General features: G+C 56.7%; 13 protein-coding genes and 1 pseudogene. 9 read left to right on the top strand and 5 right to left on the bottom strand.

Annotation, left to right across the window (positions count from 1 at the left end; translation table 11 throughout):
• Positions 1-57: 57 nt before the first annotated feature.
• The gene (locus tag U5A52_RS32570) at positions 58-1,050 is read left to right on the top strand and encodes a glycoside hydrolase family 3 C-terminal domain-containing protein (RefSeq protein WP_321938006.1); all 993 of its coding nucleotides are present in this window, start codon (positions 58-60) and stop codon (positions 1,048-1,050) included.
• A gap of 353 nt (positions 1,051-1,403) precedes the next feature.
• On the opposite strand, the gene U5A52_RS32565 is transcribed toward U5A52_RS32570, so the two are convergent.
• Both U5A52_RS32565 and U5A52_RS32560 read right to left on the bottom strand, forming a co-directional pair.
• Positions 1,404-2,528, bottom strand: a complete 1,125-nt coding sequence (locus tag U5A52_RS32565) for a porin (RefSeq protein ID WP_321890101.1) — start codon at positions 2,526-2,528, stop codon at positions 1,404-1,406.
• Between the two features lie 196 nt (positions 2,529-2,724).
• Positions 2,725-4,152 (bottom strand): APC family permease, encoded by a 1,428-nt coding sequence (locus U5A52_RS32560; protein ID WP_321890102.1) that lies wholly within the window; start codon positions 4,150-4,152, stop codon positions 2,725-2,727.
• Between the two features lie 270 nt (positions 4,153-4,422).
• On the opposite strand from U5A52_RS32560, the gene U5A52_RS32555 reads away from it, so the two are divergent.
• Positions 4,423-5,343: a LysR family transcriptional regulator gene (locus U5A52_RS32555; protein WP_321890103.1), complete on the top strand. Its 921-nt coding sequence runs from the start codon at positions 4,423-4,425 to the stop codon at positions 5,341-5,343.
• Positions 5,344-5,612: 269 nt separating this feature from the next.
• Here the strand turns inward: U5A52_RS32555 and U5A52_RS32550 are convergent, their stop codons facing one another.
• Positions 5,613-6,959 (bottom strand): aspartate aminotransferase family protein, encoded by a 1,347-nt coding sequence (locus U5A52_RS32550; RefSeq protein ID WP_321890104.1) that lies wholly within the window; start codon positions 6,957-6,959, stop codon positions 5,613-5,615.
• Positions 6,960-7,649: 690 nt separating this feature from the next.
• On the opposite strand from U5A52_RS32550, the gene U5A52_RS32545 reads away from it, so the two are divergent.
• On the top strand, positions 7,650-8,078 hold the full coding sequence (locus U5A52_RS32545) for a DUF305 domain-containing protein (protein ID WP_321938004.1): 429 nt from the start codon (positions 7,650-7,652) through the stop codon (positions 8,076-8,078).
• A 311-nt stretch (positions 8,079-8,389) separates the two neighbouring features.
• Here the strand turns inward: U5A52_RS32545 and U5A52_RS32540 are convergent.
• Positions 8,390-8,569: pseudogene (locus U5A52_RS32540) on the bottom strand (transposase); the annotation flags it as partial.
• 229 nt (positions 8,570-8,798) lie between these two features.
• Here U5A52_RS32540 and U5A52_RS32535 point away from each other — a divergent pair.
• The 5 genes from U5A52_RS32535 (at position 8,799) to U5A52_RS32510 (ending at position 16,925) form a co-directional block, all read left to right on the top strand.
• Entirely contained in the window at positions 8,799-10,310 is a 1,512-nt protein-coding gene (locus U5A52_RS32535) for a CoA-acylating methylmalonate-semialdehyde dehydrogenase (protein ID WP_321890106.1), read from the top strand.
• 1,640 nt (positions 10,311-11,950) lie between these two features.
• The gene (locus U5A52_RS32525; protein WP_321938000.1) at positions 11,951-12,664 is read left to right on the top strand and encodes a hypothetical protein; all 714 of its coding nucleotides are present in this window, start codon (positions 11,951-11,953) and stop codon (positions 12,662-12,664) included.
• Between the two features lie 601 nt (positions 12,665-13,265).
• Entirely contained in the window at positions 13,266-15,809 is a 2,544-nt protein-coding gene (locus U5A52_RS32520) for an AAA family ATPase (RefSeq protein ID WP_321937998.1), read from the top strand.
• Between the two features lie 13 nt (positions 15,810-15,822).
• Entirely contained in the window at positions 15,823-16,593 is a 771-nt protein-coding gene (locus tag U5A52_RS32515; RefSeq protein ID WP_321937997.1) for a hypothetical protein, read from the top strand.
• 89 nt (positions 16,594-16,682) lie between these two features.
• Positions 16,683-16,925 carry a hypothetical protein gene (locus tag U5A52_RS32510; RefSeq protein WP_321937995.1) on the top strand — a complete coding sequence of 81 codons (243 nt, stop codon included), beginning with the start codon at positions 16,683-16,685 and terminating at the stop codon, positions 16,923-16,925.
• A gap of 275 nt (positions 16,926-17,200) precedes the next feature.
• Here the strand turns inward: U5A52_RS32510 and U5A52_RS32505 are convergent, their stop codons facing one another.
• A complete protein-coding gene (locus U5A52_RS32505; protein ID WP_321938092.1) occupies positions 17,201-17,500 on the bottom strand; it encodes an H-NS histone family protein in 300 nt (99 codons plus the stop codon).
• Between the two features lie 496 nt (positions 17,501-17,996).
• Between U5A52_RS32505 and U5A52_RS32500 the strand changes: the two genes are divergently transcribed.
• Positions 17,997-18,608 carry a 3'-5' exonuclease gene (locus U5A52_RS32500; RefSeq protein ID WP_321937994.1) on the top strand — a complete coding sequence of 204 codons (612 nt, stop codon included), beginning with the start codon at positions 17,997-17,999 and terminating at the stop codon, positions 18,606-18,608.
• Positions 18,609-19,093: the final 485 nt, after the last annotated feature.

Below are 19,093 nucleotides of genomic sequence, written 5' to 3'. Positions count from 1 at the left end.
CGCCACTTCCGCCATTCCCCCGTTGTTCTCATAAACATAAACGCCACTCGGGGCGCTATGCAGACGCTGTCGCGATGGCAAATACAGGATCCCGAGATCGGGGAGCCTGGGATTCGTGTGCGCATCTATGACGCTACCGAGTCCTTGATCGAGAGCCGTCATCTGGACGTAGCCGAGCTAGAGGACAGCCAGACTGGTTGGCTCGCGCAAGCGGAACCTATTGAGCTTTCCGCCACGCTCGAGCTCCCCCACCCAATGGCCGTACAGTTGGACATCCGCGGCCCTGGGAGTTGGCACATCGTCGCCGAAGGGCCTGATGAACACATAACAATTCCATACCGCGAAGGTCCTAGCGGTGGCTTCTTCCGTCCACGCGACCATGCGACTACCGTCCATGTGACGCCCGGCACCACGGTCACTGCATCGACGCGTCGAGCTGAATTACCACGTATCCTCGGCCTCGTTGTAGGTGAAGCAGCGCGCTCCTCAGCTACAGCGATCGCCGATGCGGTCGCGGCCAGCCGGGATTGCAACATCGCGGTTGTGGTCGTGGGATTCACACCTGATCAGGAAACTGAAGACCAGGACAAGAACTCACTCGCCCGGACGGGCGATCAGGACGCGCTCGTCGCAGCCATCGCTGCGTCCGCCCACCCCCACTCCGCGGTTGTCGTCAATGCCGCCACTCCTGTCCTGATGCCTTGGCTCGACCAAGCGGATGCCGTGCTGTTTGCTGGACTCCCCGGGCAAGAAGCCGGCGATGCAATCGCCGCGGCTCTGTCCGGGCAGATCCTCCCCGAAGGGTGGCCGGTTACCACGTTCCCCGCTAGGGACGGACACGGTCAGGCAAGGTTGTCGAAACGCGAACGTGCAACTCTTGAACCTAGTACCTTCACGTGCGAGACACCAAGTTGCTGCTGTGTTCGGCATTCAGCACAAGTTCTGATCCTTGTTTTGATAGAGGCGATCCCCAAACCGTCTCTCGATCGACCTGTACTTGAACGGATAAGCGACGTGCAGTCTCTCGTTGATTCGGACAATTTATGCTAAGGTCAAGGGCGCCTACGGCTAGCCGCGCATGACAGAGGTTGCTCGTTGTCGCGGCTTTCAGGCCAGCAAAGATCACGTGAAGTGGCTGATGAGGTACCACGATGTGGGATGCGCTGCTCGATGATGCGCCAAAATGGGCATCGCACACTTCTTCTAGGGCAAACCACATCGGCAGCCGGAGAGAGCACTCATCGCTCCGCGTCCACCCTGTGGTTCCTGATTTGGTCAAATGCATAGCGCGGGCCGAGGTTCGCGACTGCAATCGCGACCTCGACGTGACTAAGTTGACTTCTGTGATACAAAGGACCGCCGACAATCGAATCGAGTGCCTATTATCGTGGTTCCTCTGATTCTTAGAATCGGTGTCGGATACCTACCATCGCGATTTCCTGTGAGCTAGTACCGCCGTTGGTATACGTATCCGCGATAACCGCCTGTGCTGGCCCTTCTCCGTTCGTCCCGGACGCATGGCCATAGCCTGCGGAGAAGTATAGATCGGTTCGTTTCGATAGTAAGTAGTCTGCGGCAAAGGTTACCTGCTGATAGGTCGCCGATGAATCGCCGTGTGACTTCATATAGTCGTAGCCGACCTCAAGAGTAACAGCAGGTGAGGCCTGCCATGCTACGAATGTGGATCCGTTGTTGAATCGCTGACTGCCGGAAAACGTCGACTCGGCATCGGAAAGATACTCAACGTAGCTATAATACGCTCCGAAGGTCAACGGACCGGCGACATAAGCGCCCCCCGCACGAGCGACGTTGTATCGGCTGGCGCTCGCGTATGCCCTGTTGACGGGACTAAAGAACGAGCCGGTTACACTTGACGCCCCTCGTTCCGAATATCGAGCGCTCCCATTGTCCGCATGGAAATACCCCCCTGCCAATGTAAGTGATCCAACGGCATAGTTCACTGCCACGCTGTAGGATTGCCCGGAACCGACCGCGCCGGCAACATTCCCGAAGCCGTATTGGAGTGCAGCCTGAAGACCGCCAAAAGTCGGGCTGAGCCATTTGATTGCATTGTTGATTTTCACTGTTCCATCGGAGAGGTCAACGTCTCCTGGAGCGGTGAAGTATTCGAGGATATTGTTTCCCTGAACGGGGATCAGCAAGTCAAAAAGCCCGTCAAGTTGACGACCCATCGTAAATGTGCCTAGCTTGTCGCTCTTTAAGCCGACGTAGGCTTGACGATTAAAAAGTCCATCCGCAGCTAGTGCTCCTGAGTTCAGGTCAATCTGACTTTCGAGAACGAACAACGCGGAAAGTCCACCGCCCAAGCCCTCCTCTCCCTTCATGCCCCACACTGAGGGTTGCATTTGCCCACCCTGAAGCGAAACTGAATTGTTGGCCCCCCCGTTGTTGTGAACGTACTGGATCGCGTTATCCAATACTCCGTAAAGCGTCATCGTCGATTGCGCACGAGCTTCGGACACGAAGCAAAGCATAGCCGCTGCTGTGAGCAAACTGATTCGTTTCATTCGTAGGATCTCCTTTATGGCATTTTTTTTGCGTTTCGCTAGGCGAGCGTGTACTAGACCGCCTCGCGGAGGTCGCATAGGCAGTCCTGCCCGCCTTGTTTGGCCGGAATCGTCAGATAATCCGTTCCCGCTTATAGGGTATGCGCACCATGACGACAGTCGAGTTCACTCCGTTCGTCTGCGCTTCTTTACCGCTTCAGTTAGATTGAGACTGACTGAGGATTTCCTCGCTGGGATCTTCCCCGGAGCGCTTGATAGAGCCATTGACAATGCCAGCCAAGGCCGCAATAAGTACCAACCAAGGGAGCCGCGTTGAAAGCCCATCGGTTGCACCGCTAAGCGCGTCGAAATTGGTGACCGCAATTATTACGACACCGAGCAACCCAGCACCGCCCAGTATTGGCGCGATGAATCCTTGCCAGAGCTCGCGTCGCCCCGCCCGCGCAAAGTATGCGACGACACCAGCCGCACCGAGAGTTTGCAGGACCAGAACGCCGAGCGTGCCAAGTGCAACCATCCACATGTAAATGACTTGCACGGGATCAGCTTTGGCAAACATGAATGCCGCGAGAACCACCGCGCAGGAGACCGTCAAGGTGACACTAGCAACGTGTGGACTGCCGTGATGTTCATGAATCTTGCTAAGAGAGGCCGGCAGGAATCTTGCCCGGGCGAGCGCAAAAAAGTAACGGCAAAGAGCGTTGTGGAATGACAGCAACACCGCGAACAGACTGGTAATGACGAGTACCTGCATGGCCTGAGTCGACCATTCTCCGACGAACCGTGTATTGGCGGTAAAAACGAAAGTGATCGGATTAGCCGAAGCCTCGTGCTGCACGTCTTGTCCGGCATATGCAAGTGCGAGACACCACATCGTCAGTGTGTAAAAGACACCAATCAGACCGATCGCGATGTACGTGGCCCACGGAATCGTTCGTTGAGGGTTGCGTGCTTCCTCGCCGTAAATGGTGGTTGATTCGAAGCCAACGAAACAGGAGAACGCGAACATGAGAGCGGTACCCATGCCGGAAGACTTGAATGTGCTTACCGAGAAGACCTGAAGCGCATTTACGTGCCCTCCCGTCTTTACCAGTACCGCGCCATCGAAAAGTACAAGGATGAGAACTTCCAGGATCATCAACACACCGAGGACTTTTGCCGAGAGATTGATATCCATGTAGCCAAACACGCCGGTCATAGCGACCGCTACGAACGCTAGCAATCGCCAGTCGAGCGCGAGACCAGTAAATGATTTGATTGTGTCGGCGCCGAAAGCTGCGAACTGCGCATAGATACCGATCAACATACACACGTATGCCAGCAGTGCAATGCCGGCCGCTGCATTGCCCGCGCGTTTTCCTAGCCCCCTGCCTATGAGCTCAGCGAAGCCACCGGCACTAACTACGTATCTACTCATCGCGGCAAATCCAACCGCAAAAAGCAGAAGAATGAAAGATGCGATGAGGTATAAGCCAGGGGCAGCATTCCCTCCCATTGAAAACACGGCCGGGCCCGCTCCCAGTGTCGCCCCGAGGGGAGCCGCCGCAGCCACGACGAAAAACACGATGTCCGCGATTCCCAGCGACGACGCCTTTAATTTGCCTGCCGATTTGTCTCGATCCATGATCTCGCTCCAGTCAGATTACTTCTTATGCATATAGCGTTCGGCGATTATTGGCTCACTCATTGTGTCCAGCAATGGACGTTCACTGATTATTCAATCGCGTTTCGCGATCACCCGCCAAACCCGCTCGTGCACCGCCAGTGGCCCAGCACTCAGTAAAGACACCTTCTTTCTATGGCCGGGCGACCTTTGGTACGATTGGTAGCTGGTGCAGCAACGGTGCTCGCACCCCATTTTGTATGGCTACAGCCGATCTGGCGTAGATTGTTGATGGACACGAGACAGCTTTTATTGGCAATACGGCTCGCCGAGACTTTGCACTTCGGGAAGGCAGCGGAGATTGAAAACGTAGCGCAGTCGGGCTTGAGTGCACAGATCGCAAAACTCGAATCAGAACTGGGTTTTGCTATCTTCGAGCGAACGAATCGTCGAGTTGTGGTGACCGAAGCCGGCAAGAGCTTCATTGAGCGCGCTCGCGAGATGCTTGGCGACATGTCGAATACGATCATCGAGTGTCGAGCGCTTGCAGAAAAGAGCCGAGGCGTTCTGAAGCTCGGGTTCTTTGGCGAAGCAGCGGGGGAACTGACGCACCTGATGCTAGGGATGTTCCGGCGCGTCAACCCCAATATCCAATTGGTCTGCATCGAATTGTCGATGACCAACCAAGTTCAGGCGCTGGTCAGCGGCCGGGTTGATGCGGCTCTTTTGCGCTTACCTATCGACGACGACCGTCTGGCGATCGATGTCATGTACGACGAACCGCGCGTCGCAGTGATACCCGCAGACCATCCGATGGCCGATGCATCGTTGCTGGAAGTTTCGGACTTGTTCGGACAGCCGTTTGCCGTAGCAGCGGCGGGAGCCCCATCAGAATGGGCTTCCTACTGGTGCCTAGAACCGCAATATCACGAGAGAACACGCGTCGGCGCGTTCGTGCAGTCAATACCTGAAAGTCTCGCCGCCGTTGCATACAGCGGAGCCTGTGACACTTTCCCCTTGAGTGCGACACGGGTCTTCTCACATCCTGGAGTGCGCTACGTTCCGCTCAAGGACGCACCGCGCAGCGCCCTGGCACTCGTTACGCTCAAACAGAGCCGAAACGCCGCCGTTCGTTCGCTTCGACAGTGCATCTCGCAGACACTCGACAGTTCGCTTTCCCGGATGCCAGAAGCATGCCGCGGCCCGAAATAGCAGGTAGCTTGGCTACCGAGTGGTAAACGTGGCTACGTCCGCCGACAGGAGCGGCGCCTGCCTCTAAAATGGTAGCGCGTCGATCGCACGATTTCGCAAAGGTAGTTATCGCGGCAGGGCCGCGAGCGATTTCACCCCGAGTGGCAACCAGTCGGCACTCCAGTAAATCGGTTGCGACGCGGTCGGCCGACCGCCGCCGGTGTTAGATGGCGACCGGCTGTCGCTCTCAATGTCGACCGTATTCCGAGTTCAGTGCTCCCTGATATTGCCTAATCCTTAGAATAAATAAGACGAATAATGTCTTTCGTGGTTGAAATGTAACCGTCAATGTCGTCGTCGGTCATAGGAAGCGTCAACCCCAATTGACCGCGATGCACCGGGAAATAGCCTCGGGTCGCCATTTCAAGTGCATAAATATTCATACTATTTTCGTCAACCATGTGCCAGTAGTCACGGTGCGTGGTAATTTTTTGGCCAATCGCTTTGGTAAACACATATCCCAAGACAGAGAATGACCCGAATACGATAAACGGGAACCCACATTCCATGGCCCATGTATTGAGTTCAACCTTCACCTTATCGGCCATGCCATTTAGCTTTCGGTAGGCAGCGGCATCCATCACCTTTAGAGTTGCACTTCCCGCCGCGCAGGCCAGCGGGTGCCCGTGGTGTGTGCCAGAGATCATGACTTGATTCTCCTCTACCACACGGAAAACCTCCCGGCTTGCCCCCACTGCGCCAATGGGCAAGCCACCTCCGATCATTTTCCCAAGCACCGTCATGTCTGGTTTGACTTGATAGACACTTTGCAACCCGCCATACGCCGCGCGCAATGTAATCGTCTCGTCGAAAATAAGAAGAATCCCTAGTTCTTGCGTAAGCACCCTCAGCTTCGACACAAACCCTTTCTCGAGCTCGACAATGCCGCCGGCGCAAGACTGCAATTCCATGATAAGGCAAGCGATATCCTTTGCGTTTTCCCTCAGTGTCCTTTCGCAAGACTCAAAATTATTTTGCGTGAGTACAACGACGTTGTCACTCTTGAAATGAGGAATACCGTCGGAGTCAGGCAAAGACTTCGGTTTGGTATCCGGTCCGGGGAAATTATTGGGGCTCGGGTGAGCCGAGATAGCGAGATCGTCAGCAAAACCGTGATACCCTCCCTCGAATTTTGCTATCTTGGTTCTGCCGGTATATCCCCGTGCAATGCGGACTGCTCCCAAACATGCCTCGCTAGCAGAGCAGAAGAACTTGATCTGATCGATGGAGTCAATGCGATCACAGAGAATCCTGGCCAGCTCCAGTTCGGCATCAGTCGGATTGCCGAAGGAGAAGCCATGCTGAAGCATTTCCTCCATTGCCATTCGGACGCTAGGATGATTGTGCCCCAGTACATTGGTAGAAAAATTGTTGTTGAGATCGAGTAGCTTTATACCTTCGATAGTGTGAATGTACTGTGACTCGCCCTTCTCAACGAAGATCGCGTGCGGCCCGTATCCAAATGTGCGCCTACTAAACCCACCGGGAATGTGATCTTTGCCTTGCTGCGTCTTTATTTTCGAGAGATTAAATGCGCTCGAAAAATTCTCGACCGATTGCTCATAATTAAGTTTCATGATCAATATCCTGATTTTCCAAATTCTTCACATTAATCTGTTCGGCAAATTTTATTATCAGAATCCGAACAAATCACACTAGAAATTGATTTCCGCTGCTGCGACAAAGAAGCCTCGAAACTTGCCAAACAGATCACAGTTTCGACTCGCCAAGACTTTCATGGAGTTCGTAAGAAATGAGTGCTGCCGACACGCAAGAATGAGATGTCATGGTATTTTCATAATCAACCAAACGTCAACCTCGCCATTAAGATCAATCAATCGCAAAATATGATCGAGAAGAAAAGCGCGCATCATCTCCGTCACTCTCGACCCAACTGGCTTCCTCCCGTACACACGACTGCATGGCTGCTCACTAAGCATCCGTACGATGGCAATCGTTCATAGAGCAATATTGGTAGGCCTGCCGCCGATGTGTTCATGCGACGCCGCATCCTTCTATCAGACGACTCCCGCAACTGCCTCGTGTTGCCCTAAATACCGGCCATTCACGTACGGATTCGATCCGATAAGTCGTCGAGCAAAGCAGCCCTTCGCGCAATTACAAGTCTCGGTCTCTGCAAAAATGTGCGCTCCACCTGGACACTTGACCTTCCAACGATAGGAAGGGTGATGATCAATACGCGGGGCCTGATTAGGACCGCAGTCGCCCGCTAACGATCAAGTTATCCACCTATCGAGCATATTCAGATGAAAGTCAACCATTTACTCACCGTCCTCTCGATCAACGTCGGAATCGTGTTGTGTGGCATAGCACTCAACGCGAGCGCGCAGCAAGCCACTGCCATGGCAAATGGGCAGATGAACATGTCTGCTGGAAAAATGGATACGCCTGCGGAAACCGATGGGCCGCTGTCTGCGCCGACGTCGGCCTTTGAGAACAACGCGGCAAAGATGATGAAAAACATGAGCGCACCCGGATACACCGGAGATACAGACGCGGACTTTGTGGCGCACATGATCCCGCATCATCAGGGAGCGGTGGATCAAGCCGAAGTCGAGCTCAAGTACGGCAAAGATCCCCAAATGAAGGCGCTGGCGAAAAAAATCATCAAGGCACAAAAGGAGGAGATTGCCTTTATGACGCAGTGGCAGTCCAAGCACAACAAAAAGACGTGACGCGCGAGGCAGCATGGGGCGCCTCGCTGTCGCGAAGGCTTTCGAAGACTCCGCCGAACGATCTCGTCTTGCTGCGACGAGCGGCGGCAGTTTGGGCCGATGACTTGACGGACAGCACGCACGCGTGGATGAACGCTGGACCTCTGAAACCAGCATTCATGTCCAGCTAGTTTCAACGGCCGAAGTGGGTCCAGGGCGTGTCGAAACGTATTTTTCTACCGCGTGAGCAATTCTTGACCGGACCGGTCAAACTTTTTTACGGTGAGTTTGAAGAATCGAATGTCACGAGCACAACAACGCCCCTCGGGGCTTTAGCTCCCAGCCAACTTCACGGCCTTCAGGGTTCTTACCGCGCCCAGTATGCTAATGACACGCTTCAGGTTGTAGGCTAATACCTGCAGGCGCATCTCGGTACGCACTCGTGCGAGCGTTCGGGTCAGGAAGTGTGCAGGACCCATCTAGTGCTTGAGCGTACCGAAGACGTGCTCGACGGCACCTACCACTCGTCCATCCCATCCGTTCAGTCGTCGCGCGGATACGCCTGAGACCTGCTTACGCGAGTTAATTGCCGATCATGGCACGTTCGTTGCCCTTTCTATTTTTTACATTCTCGACCGATGATTGTTCGTATACGTAAACAATCATTTCAGTCGCGGTCTCTTTTCATGCATTTCCAGGCTTCGTACACTGGTCATCATCAACCATTGCCGAGGAGACGAAATGCAACCTTTTATTGATACCGCAGACGTGGCTCACTTCATTGGCGGCAAGACCGAGCGTGGCTCGGGCGAGCGCACGCAAGCGGTCTTCAACCCCGCGACCGGCGCCGCCGCACGCCGCCTCGTGCTGGGCGAAGGTGCCGATGTCGACGCGGCCGTGGCGAGCGCGAAAGCCGCGTTCCCGAAGTGGCGCGACACGCCGCCGATTCGCCGCGCGCGCATCATGCTGCGTTTTCTCGGGCTGATGAATCGTCACGCTGACGAACTTGCGGCGATCATCACGGCCGAGCATGGCAAGGTGTTTTCCGACGCGCGGGGCGAAGTGGCGCGTGGTATCGATGTGATCGAATTTGCCTGCGGCATTCCGCAACTGCTCAAGGGCGACTACACCGAACAGGTTTCCACGGGCATGGATAACTGGACCGTGCGCCAGCCGCTGGGCGTGGTGGCCGGCATCACACCGTTCAACTTCCCCTGCATGGTGCCCTGCTGGATGTTCCCGGTGGCGCTCGCCGCGGGCTGCACGTTCATCCTCAAGCCTAGTGAGCGCGATCCTTCGGCTTCGCTCTTCATGGCGCGCTTGCTCAAGGAAGCCGGCCTGCCCGACGGCGTGTTCAACGTCGTACAGGGCGACAAGGTGGTGGTCGACGCCCTCCTCGTACACCGCGACGTGAAGGCCGTCAGCTTCGTGGGCTCCACGCCGATCGCGAACTACATCTACGAGACTGGTGCAAAGCACGGCAAGCGCGTGCAAGCGCTCGGCGGCGCGAAGAACCACATGGTCGTGATGCCCGATGCGGACCTCGACAAGACCGTTGATGCGCTCATCGGAGCAGGCTACGGCTCAGCGGGCGAGCGCTGCATGGCGATCTCGGTGGCTGTGCTGGTGGGCGACGTGGCTGACAAGATTGTGCCGCGCCTAGCTGAACGCGCGAAGAGCCTGGTCATCAAGAACGGCATGGAAGCCGACGCGGAAATGGGCCCGATCGTAACGAAGCAGGCGCTCGAGCGCATCGAAGGCTATATCGCGACCGGCGTGGAGGAAGGCGCGAAGCTCGTGGCCGATGGGCGCGGCCTGAAGGTGCCCGGCCATGAGAATGGCTTCTTTACGGGCGGCACGCTGTTCGACAATGTCACGCCCGAGATGCGGATCTACAAGGAAGAGATCTTCGGGCCGGTGCTCGCCTGCGTCCGCGTGAAGGACTTCGCCGAAGCTGTGCAGTTGATCAACGACCACGAGTTCGGCAACGGCGTGGCCTGTTACACGCGAGACGGCCACGTGGCACGTGAATTCGGCCGCCAGATCGAAGTGGGGATGGTGGGCATCAACGTGCCGATTCCGGTGCCGATGGCATGGCACGGCTTTGGCGGCTGGAAGCGCAGCCTCTTTGGCGACATGCACGCTTATGGCGAAGAAGGCGTGCGCTTCTATACGAAGCAGAAGTCGATCATGCAGCGCTGGCCGGAAAGCACCGAAAAGGGTGCCGAGTTCTCGATGCCCGTAGCGGAGTGACCTCAAGCCTTCGCTTCCTCCAACACTGGGGGAAGCGATGCGCCTATCCTCCTTGAGAGCGGCCTGCGCGCGCCCCTCGACCTTGACCATAGCCACGGCTCGATGCGGCGACGTTCGTCTCGCCCGCGCTCGACAAGCCAGCAACACATTCGCTGCTTTTGTGCGTGCGGACAGAGTTTTCTTCGGAAATCGACGTGAAACTCCGCCATTGAGATAATCCTTCTTATCACAATGCACTGATTTATAAAGAAAACTCCGGGGTCGACGAATCCGCCTGACAGCTCCCGCCTGCAGCCGCAGCGCCGTCTTCCAATAAACCCGAGTCAGGCGATGTGCGGCGGCATCACGCGCGCCGCATCGCGAGTTCACTCGTATCGGACCTGTTCGTAGAGCACATTAAATTTGTCAACGTTGCGACATTGGATGCGTCAATCAGACATCAGGCCGTATAGCAAGACCCGAGAAGCTTTCAATGACCAGGATTTATCAACGCAACCAGAAAGCTGCCGTCCACCACATTAGGAAGAAGTTCTCCAGCGGTGTAGGAGCGCGGCTTACGTCTGCCGACGCTGCAGCGACGCGCGTCCCATCAAGAGCTAGTCCCGAGCGTATTTGTTCATGAATCTTCTCCCAATACATAAGGATTACTACTTTTCATGATGAACCTTTTCAAGCCAGGATTAGCGGGTATTTCGACCTTCTGATCTCCGGCACACGCATAAAGCATGGTGATCTTTCGACAGCATTTCGGGTGTTATCGGGGTACAGTTTGGTCGTCTTGTAACGTTCGCGATTTTAGCGATGCGCCTCGAACTTGCATGCACGCGTTGGACCGACTACATGAACAGTTTCCAGCGCATCAAACGGGATCTGCGCTACGAGTCAGACCTTTCAGAAGCTGTTAGCCTAGCCGTAGGCGAGTTGACAAATTTAATACGATCGCATGTAAGTTGACGCTTTTATTGTGTTTTCAGTGACAATAAAATTGTCAACACGTACGGCCCCGATCGCATCCCCATGGGGCCGCGCTGGTGACAAACTCATTGAGTTCTACGGAAGTGCGGCGGCATCACGCGCGCCGCATCGCGAATTCACTCGTATCGGACCTGTTCGACGCCTATTGGCTCGCCGGTTGGCTCTCAGCAGCGTGGCTGGCAGCCTTCTCCTTCTGCTTCTTCGTCGCCTCATGGTGCCCGACGGCACATCCTGCGGCTGCTCCAGCCGTGCCGTGCTTCCCGGCAACGTGTCCTGTCACTCCGCCGACAGCGGCACCTTCCATGCAGCCCGCCGCCATTGAGGGCGTGGAGAAAATTGCAGGAAGCACAGCAGCAAGCGCAATAAAGTGTCTGGCTTTCTTCATAGTGAGTCGCCCTCCAATGATGTACGTGTACCCATGCCAATACCCGCACGGGACATGCCTGAAGGCCACCTTGCCGATCATTACACCGGCTCAGAACGCACGCGGAATCGGCAACGTGCGAGCGCTTTCGTAGACCGCAATATTCGCCTGAGCACTTATTGAACAGATTTTGGATAGTCATCTGGAGCTTCGGCAGGCTCCCCGACTGTGTGGGGTAAAGCAGACCGCATAGACTGCCGTTAACGTGTGCTGTGAGGACCGAGACTAATAGGATTGTGTAGTGGGCTACAACAGCGCAAGAACAGGTATTAACGTGGCGGCCATCATGGCGGGAACGCTGTTGGTCCCCGCCATGGCTGACGCACACGGCCACCAACATCAGACGACTAAACACACCGAGCACATCCGACACACAGTGCGCGCGCACGGGGGACAGGCGGCGGTCCATCACGCTCGTGGCACACACAGCAGTCACCACCTGTACCGTGTCGGCGTCAGAATGCACAATCATGGCCACCATCATGGAGGGTGGGCACCACGTGCGAAGGGCATTCATCATCAGGTCGATAAAGAACTGTGGACTCAGCAGACAGTGCATGCGCCCACGTGGGTACTGCCACCGGTCTGTGACCGCGTGCTGACCTACACTGGTGCGTGTCAGCCCGCAGTGCTGGAGGCCCTACGCGTTCTGGGTCAGCCTACCCCGGTGGTTGAAGACCGGGAGCGGATGGCCACCCACCTCCAATCGATCCTCGACCACAGCGGGCTGCACCAGGTGGAAACAGCTTGCCAATCACTGTTGGCCCAGGATCAGCAGAAGATCGCGGGGCTTCAGTTGCTGCTTACCCAGGCGCACGTTGCAGCGTCCGACGATTGCGCGTCCGAGGTCAGAAAGCTTGCTGGTGACGAGACGGTGGCCACCGCAGCCTCAGCCGTGGCGGGGGCACAACTTCAGGACCGACCGATATTGGACTCGAAGGCAGACTCACAGTGACTGAATCGGACCGCCACGGTGTCCACGGTTCGTGGGTAAGATCAACCAGAGCCGGCCGCGTGAGGCAGACGTCGGCCAATTGCTGCCAATCGGCCACTTCGTAAAGCACTCGTTCGAAGGGCTAGTACACTTCTGTTACCCGCCGTTCAATTGATCAGCCGCAGTCATATCTTAGCGTAGCAACAGACCGATCCCGCCGCTGCGATTTCCCCATTCGCCCAGTTCGTAGGGGCGCAGATTTACCACTTCGAAACGCTGTTCATTGACGCCTACAAGTCCGACCTTATTAAAGATGCGCCGAAGGCTCGTTGCCACTCCGCGATCAGGCTTGCCGGCGGTATCGGCACGTCGCGCGTGACAGTCAGCGATATCGTTTGCGCTTCGGCTGCGTATGGCGCCGAGCTGGGAAACTGAAAAGTCAGGGTATCCATTCGACCGATTGTAGCGATCTCGCGTTGCCGTACGGTGGCGACCGCTTGGGTTCGCTCGCTACTTGAGGCAAAAAACAACTATCATCCTGCGGATTCGTCTGCTCGCTGATCAGCAGACGACAGGCTGGCATTCGAGAGCCACGTTAACGCACTACATAACTCGAAACTCCATGGACAATCTTCGCGAGACGGACATCGTCGCTACCAGGTTTTGGAACGACTTTCTGAGGCAATCATCTGACGACGGCGACATCCAGAGGGCCCCTCCCTATCTGGAAGCACTGATATGCCTCTATGTTCAGGAGGTCAGCTACCGGGACCCGTTAAACAGCGAGCTGATCGAACGGCTGCGCAGCAGGCGTTTGTTGAGGTCCGAGCGATTTACGAGTATCTCCGGTGACTCGGAAATCATCGGGTGGCTTCGCACCAGCAATCCGCCCGAATTCAGGGAGCGCATGAACGGTCTCGCCCTGGCCGTTCAAGAAGGATTGCAATCCGAAAGCGGTGATGGAAACCTCATCGCGCCAGGTGATGAAGAAGCGGCTCTGAAGCGATTCTCCTTCGTACAGGGATGGCTGCAGACCCGGAACAAGGACCTCATTCTGCCCACCTTCGATCTCGGCCTCTCACGTCTGGCCGCATCCGGCGTCGACTTCGCACGGGAGGCCTTCTGCGCTCGTCTGGCGTCGTCGCTTTTGCCGCGCAACAGCCGGACACTCGTCGATATGTTCGGTGTCACGGGTCAGTTCCCCATCCAGGCCGCAGAGGTCGTCAGCGAAGACCTCAGGGTATTGACCGGCGTGCGTAGCGATTGGCTGGGTCTAGCGCGAGACATGCGTTTTCATATAAGCGCCATCCGGCACGAGCGGCTGCCATTCCCGGCGAATTCAGGGGGAGAACTGTTCGAATGGCCCCATCACCATGTGGATTTGGCATTGATCAATCCTCCTGCCAGGCGGTTCCATCGGGATGAAATCGATTCCTTGGTAGAAAATCGCCCCTGGACACGACCGCCATCTGCACTGAGTTTTGCTCACGAGGCGATGCTCACTCATGCACGGTTCGAGTTGATGCTCGCGATCGTCCCCCAGGTCGATGGCCGGTCAGCGCATCCGCGGTTCCGTCCCCGGGATGAGCTCGTGTTGGGCGGGCACGTCATTGCTGTCATTGATCTCCCGCGAAGCGCGAGTGATCAGAGAGCCGCAAAGTTTTCGGCGTGGCTGATTCAGAAGGAGCGGCAGCAAATCCGTACAGGCGACGAAGCAATTGTGTTCATCGACGCCGAGCCTTTGGCACGTCTCAGCTTCAGCGACAACGGGAAAGCCGTGGCGTCGTTCATTGGACGGTTGATCGCCCTATGCGCCGAACATATTGACTTCAACCGTGCGCCGTTGGAACCGTCGGGCAAGGGCGAACACCTTCTGCAAAGCATATTTGCGCGCGAGTTCCGCTCGGGGTATCGGAACGTGCCGGGACTGTGCCAACGGGTAACCGTGCGCAACGTCGCTGAGAATGGGTACAGACTCATCGCACGGGCGTATCTTGAATCGAATTCTGAAGAGGCCTTTTTGGCAAGAGTCGACCGGGCGAAGTTGAATACATGTCTTGATGACGAGGCAGCGCTCGGGAAACGAATCTACGTCATCGGCAACAACGGGGAAGGCAAGAGTTTTCTACTGCAGCATATCGCGCACGAAACAGCCGTTAAAAAGAGGAAGGTGGTCGCCATTTCTTTCGGAGCGATCGACCGCTTCCCACGTTCGCTGAAAGGGGAGGGCGCAAATTTCTACACCTATATGGGCGCCCGAACCTCGGTAGCAGGAATCAACATTCGCGACGCGGCGGTCAATGCCGGACGACTAATGCTCGAAATCCACGCAAGCCCGGAAAAAAAAGCCATCTTCGACGAGATTGCCCTGCTTGCCGGATTCGAATCCGAGTTGTACCTCATCCCTGTCAGCATCGGCAGCAACGCTCACACGGATGGGGGTCTCATCGGCGGCGTCGTGCGTTTGAACGCCGACGAGCCGATGGACCGGGAGCATGCCGCGATGTTGCGGCAATCTCCAATGGAATCGCGAAAATACAAGCTGGGACTTAAGCGCAAGCTCGACCGCGGCAGCATCACGCCGTTCGACGAACTCAGCTCGGGCGAGCAGCAGATCGTCATGCTTGCGGCAAAAATGGTTTGGCACGCGAGCACCGGCACTCTCTTTCTCGTCGACGAGCCCGAGATCAGCCTTCACGTGAGCTGGCAGCGAGCCATCCCGAAGATGCTTACGACCATTGGGCGTCGGTTCCGTGCCGATGTGCTCGTCGCCACGCACTCGCCCATCCTCATTTCAGGCGCACTCGAAGGCGACGACCATTGCTTTACGCTGCGTGATGGCACGCTTCAGTCGCTCGATCAGGAATCCCGGCGATCGGTCGAGACCGCCCTGTTCGAGGGATTCAGAACATACACCACCAACAACCGCGAAGTTCACGAGCGATGTGCGTCCCTCGTTGCGGAATTCATCGATGTGGCCAACCGCGATCAAGTCGCTCAGGATGTCGGCAGCGAAATTCTCGGCCAGCTGGGTGAGATGAGACGTATCGTCGAGAACGGCCGAAGCTTCGACAGCCGTGACACCGCGGAAGCAGACATCGATCTAATCGGTAAGGCTGAGGCTGCCATCACTGAGATCCGAAATTTACAGGCATCCCGTAACTAAGGCGACAACCAGAATGAAAACAAAAAGCCAACGCCTTCGGCAACTCGCTGAAGAGGGACAGATTTTTTTCAGCACACCGCACGAGTATCAGTATCTGTGTGTGAGCGCCAGGACGCTATGGCGGCGAGAGCGAAAAATATCGCAGCGACAGAACCTCGACCGGTGGTCCGCATTGCGCTCCGTCAATGCGGTCAATACCAAAGGGAACCCTGTCCCGTTCGGCGCTCAGATCCAGAAGGCGCTGAGAGATCATCTCGTCCAACTTCAAAAGAACCGCTGCTGCTACTGTCGCCGCTGGCTGCAGAATATCGCCCACGCGCGGCCTGTCGAGCACATCCTTTCGCGCGCTGACTATCCGCAGTTCTCGCTGCATTACTGGAATCTCGCGGCGGCCTGTCATGACTGCAACCATCGCAAGTCGAACTTTCAATGGGGAACGTGGCGCAAGCGCCGCTATCCTTCACCGGAGTGCATTAAGGATTTCTTTCATCCGAGATTCCATGACTACGATGCTCACATCCGATATGTGCGTGTCGAGACGAATACGATTTCCGTCGCGGTTTATCTGGGTCTATCTAAACAAGGGCGACAGCTTTGTCGCGACCTCCTGGGATTCATTTCCGAAGTCGACGCGCTGGTTCACAACAACCGCAGAATGTCGGACTCCATGGCCAAAATCCAGGCCTATGGCGGCAGGAACGAGAACAGGGTGGCAACGCAGCGAGTCGATGAATTCCTCGACGCGCTGAACGGCGCAGTGCATCGGCTGGTGCGCAAGCGTTGATGTCCGATCAACGCACGAACCCGCCGTCATTCACGGAATCGCCGCGGTCAGCAATTTCCACCCGTACAAGTACGATGGGGATGTGAGGCATGTTCGTTTCTTCTTTCGAGCGAAGTTATCAGCGGGCACCCGAGCCGTCTCAATTTATGGCGTTTCTGCCGGTTCGTCGAAACGGCACCTTCAATCTGGTCAAATCAGCTTTGCAATTAAAAGATGCTGCGCCGGCGCACAGCACCCAAACCGCGCAAACCATTCATCGACGAGCATCGACGGCAGGCTTAAAGGCTCAAGATCATCGACAATTCAACAAGCGGCGGTGCGCCGCGGCATGACGGGCAGCTAGGCCCATTGAGAGCGGACGTTGCAGCTCCGAAAGCGCAAATGACGGAAACGGGTCGATATGACCCACTGGGTTCTGCGCCGTGCCCCACGCTTCTCCTACGCAATCGCCAGCAAGAGCTATCGTAATTCTCAGCCTCGACTGTGAGGCTGCTCGCCTTTGCGAACGCGAGAGTCTTCGTCCCGACGGCGTGTGAATAGCGAAACTAATCTGGCTTCCGAATCATTGTGGGCAGGTTGCCCGTTGCCTTGCCACCGAAGCGGTCCTTCAGCGCGAAATCAGAAATCTGTCGCGGTTCTTTGCGTTCTTGATCCAGTCAGGCGCCCGTCCCCTGCCCGACCACGTCGCCCCCGTCTTGGGATCACGATATTTCGGCGGCAAGACACCCGTGGCAGTCTTTCGCGGGCGGCCCCGACCGCGACCGAAAATGTCCCGCTCCGTAAACCCATAATCGGCTACCTTGGCCCGGATATCTGCAAGGACTTCCTCGAACTCCGCAGCGCGGGCCGCCGCCGCCTGCTCCTCGAGCTTGGCCATCTGTGCTTTCAGTTCCCTGAACGTCGCCAAGATTACCTCCCAGACGCGTAATACGGTGACGGCAATCATAGCCCGCTTCATGATGACGCGATCAGCGGTTGGCCGACCGGTTGCGCTCCGCCTAACCGGATGCCATTCAGGAAAACAGCCCCTGTTGTCGCGCATCCCACAGCGGCGGCAGCGACGCCTTCGCTCTCCGATTGGAGCGCCGAAGCACGAGGCGGCGCACTTGGGCGACAAGTTCGGTCCGTACCTCACCTGTCACCAGCACCAGCGAATAGAGACGCACGCCATCCACGCCGGCTTCCGGCCGAAGCGTAGAATACGCCACTCATTCAACACATCCGGATCCCGGCGCATCGCCACGGATACCCTGCAAATCCTGGCTCCGAGTGTGTCGCTGGTTGTTGAACTGGCCAGAGCGGCAGTCGAGCGAATAAACCAGGGTGGGTCTTGCCTGGGCGGCTCGCCAGGCCTGGCGAAGCGTGCGTAGTACGGCATCAACTGATTAGTGAACGAAAGAAGCATGCAGACCGTTGCGGTACTCGACTTCGAAACAACTGGGCTGTCGCCGAATCTGGGCGACCGTGCTACCGAGATTGCCGTCATCCTCCTGCGTGACGGTCAGATTGTTGATCGTTACCAGAGCTTGATGAACGCAGGACGGCGCATCCCGTCCGATGTCGTTGCTCTCACCGGCATCACAAACGACATGATCGCGTCGGCTCCTCCTGTATCGAGAGTCATGAGGGAATCTGCGGCGTTTGTTGGAAACCATCTCGTCGTTGCCCACAACGCCGGTTTCGATAAGCGGTTTTGGCAGGCAGAACTGGGGCTTCTTGGAGTGCCAGCGGAGCATTCGTTTGTTTGCACGATGCTCGTCGCCAGGCGGATCTACCCACGCGCCCAGAGTCACCGCCTATCCAGTTTGGCGGAGATGCTTCGGTTACCGAAATCGGGTCGTGCGCACCGGGCGATGGTCGACGCCGAGGTCGCCAGCCATCTATGGTGCCGATTGCAGAATGACATCGCTCAAACATACGGGCTGAAGCGAATCGATCACGCCCTCATGGCTCGATTGCAGAAAACCAGCAAGGCGAAGGTTGCGACACTTCTGGGTTCGCTGTCTAACGACTGAGCCCACAGCGCAGAACAACCTGAACCGCCCCCTCTATCCGTGGGAGGCGACCAGGGATGCCTTCCAGAGGCACTGTCACGTTGTCGTGTTCACGACACAGTAGCTGATCGAGCGCACCACCCGCTCAGGCTGGCGAGCATTTTCTCCAGTCCGTGTGAATGGCTTTGGCCATGTAGACGGCCGCCTTTTTGAGCGGACCTCCGTTGGGAGCTGGGCAGTCAACCATCCTGGGCGGCCTTTTTGTTTCGCGCGCTGCTGGAGATGGTCCTGAGTTGCCACGTGTGTCCCGTTCGGCGAAGCCGCAAAGCGCCGTAACCTGGGCATTTGCCTGCCTTACCGATACGTAGATGCGTGCAGGCGGTGGGACTGCACGGATCTTCCTGTTCAGACGCAGCTCTCACGCGCGGCCGCTGCGAAATCGGGCGTACGTCATGGGCTTTCTTCGCTGGCGATGAAGAAACGGCTTGCCAGAAGGCGCTTTCCTG

This window comes from Paraburkholderia sp. J8-2, assembly GCF_905220195.1.
Lineage (GTDB): Bacteria > Pseudomonadota > Gammaproteobacteria > Burkholderiales > Burkholderiaceae > Paraburkholderia.
Note: the sequence above shows the minus strand (reverse complement) of the source record. Positions and strands in the feature narration are given on the sequence as shown.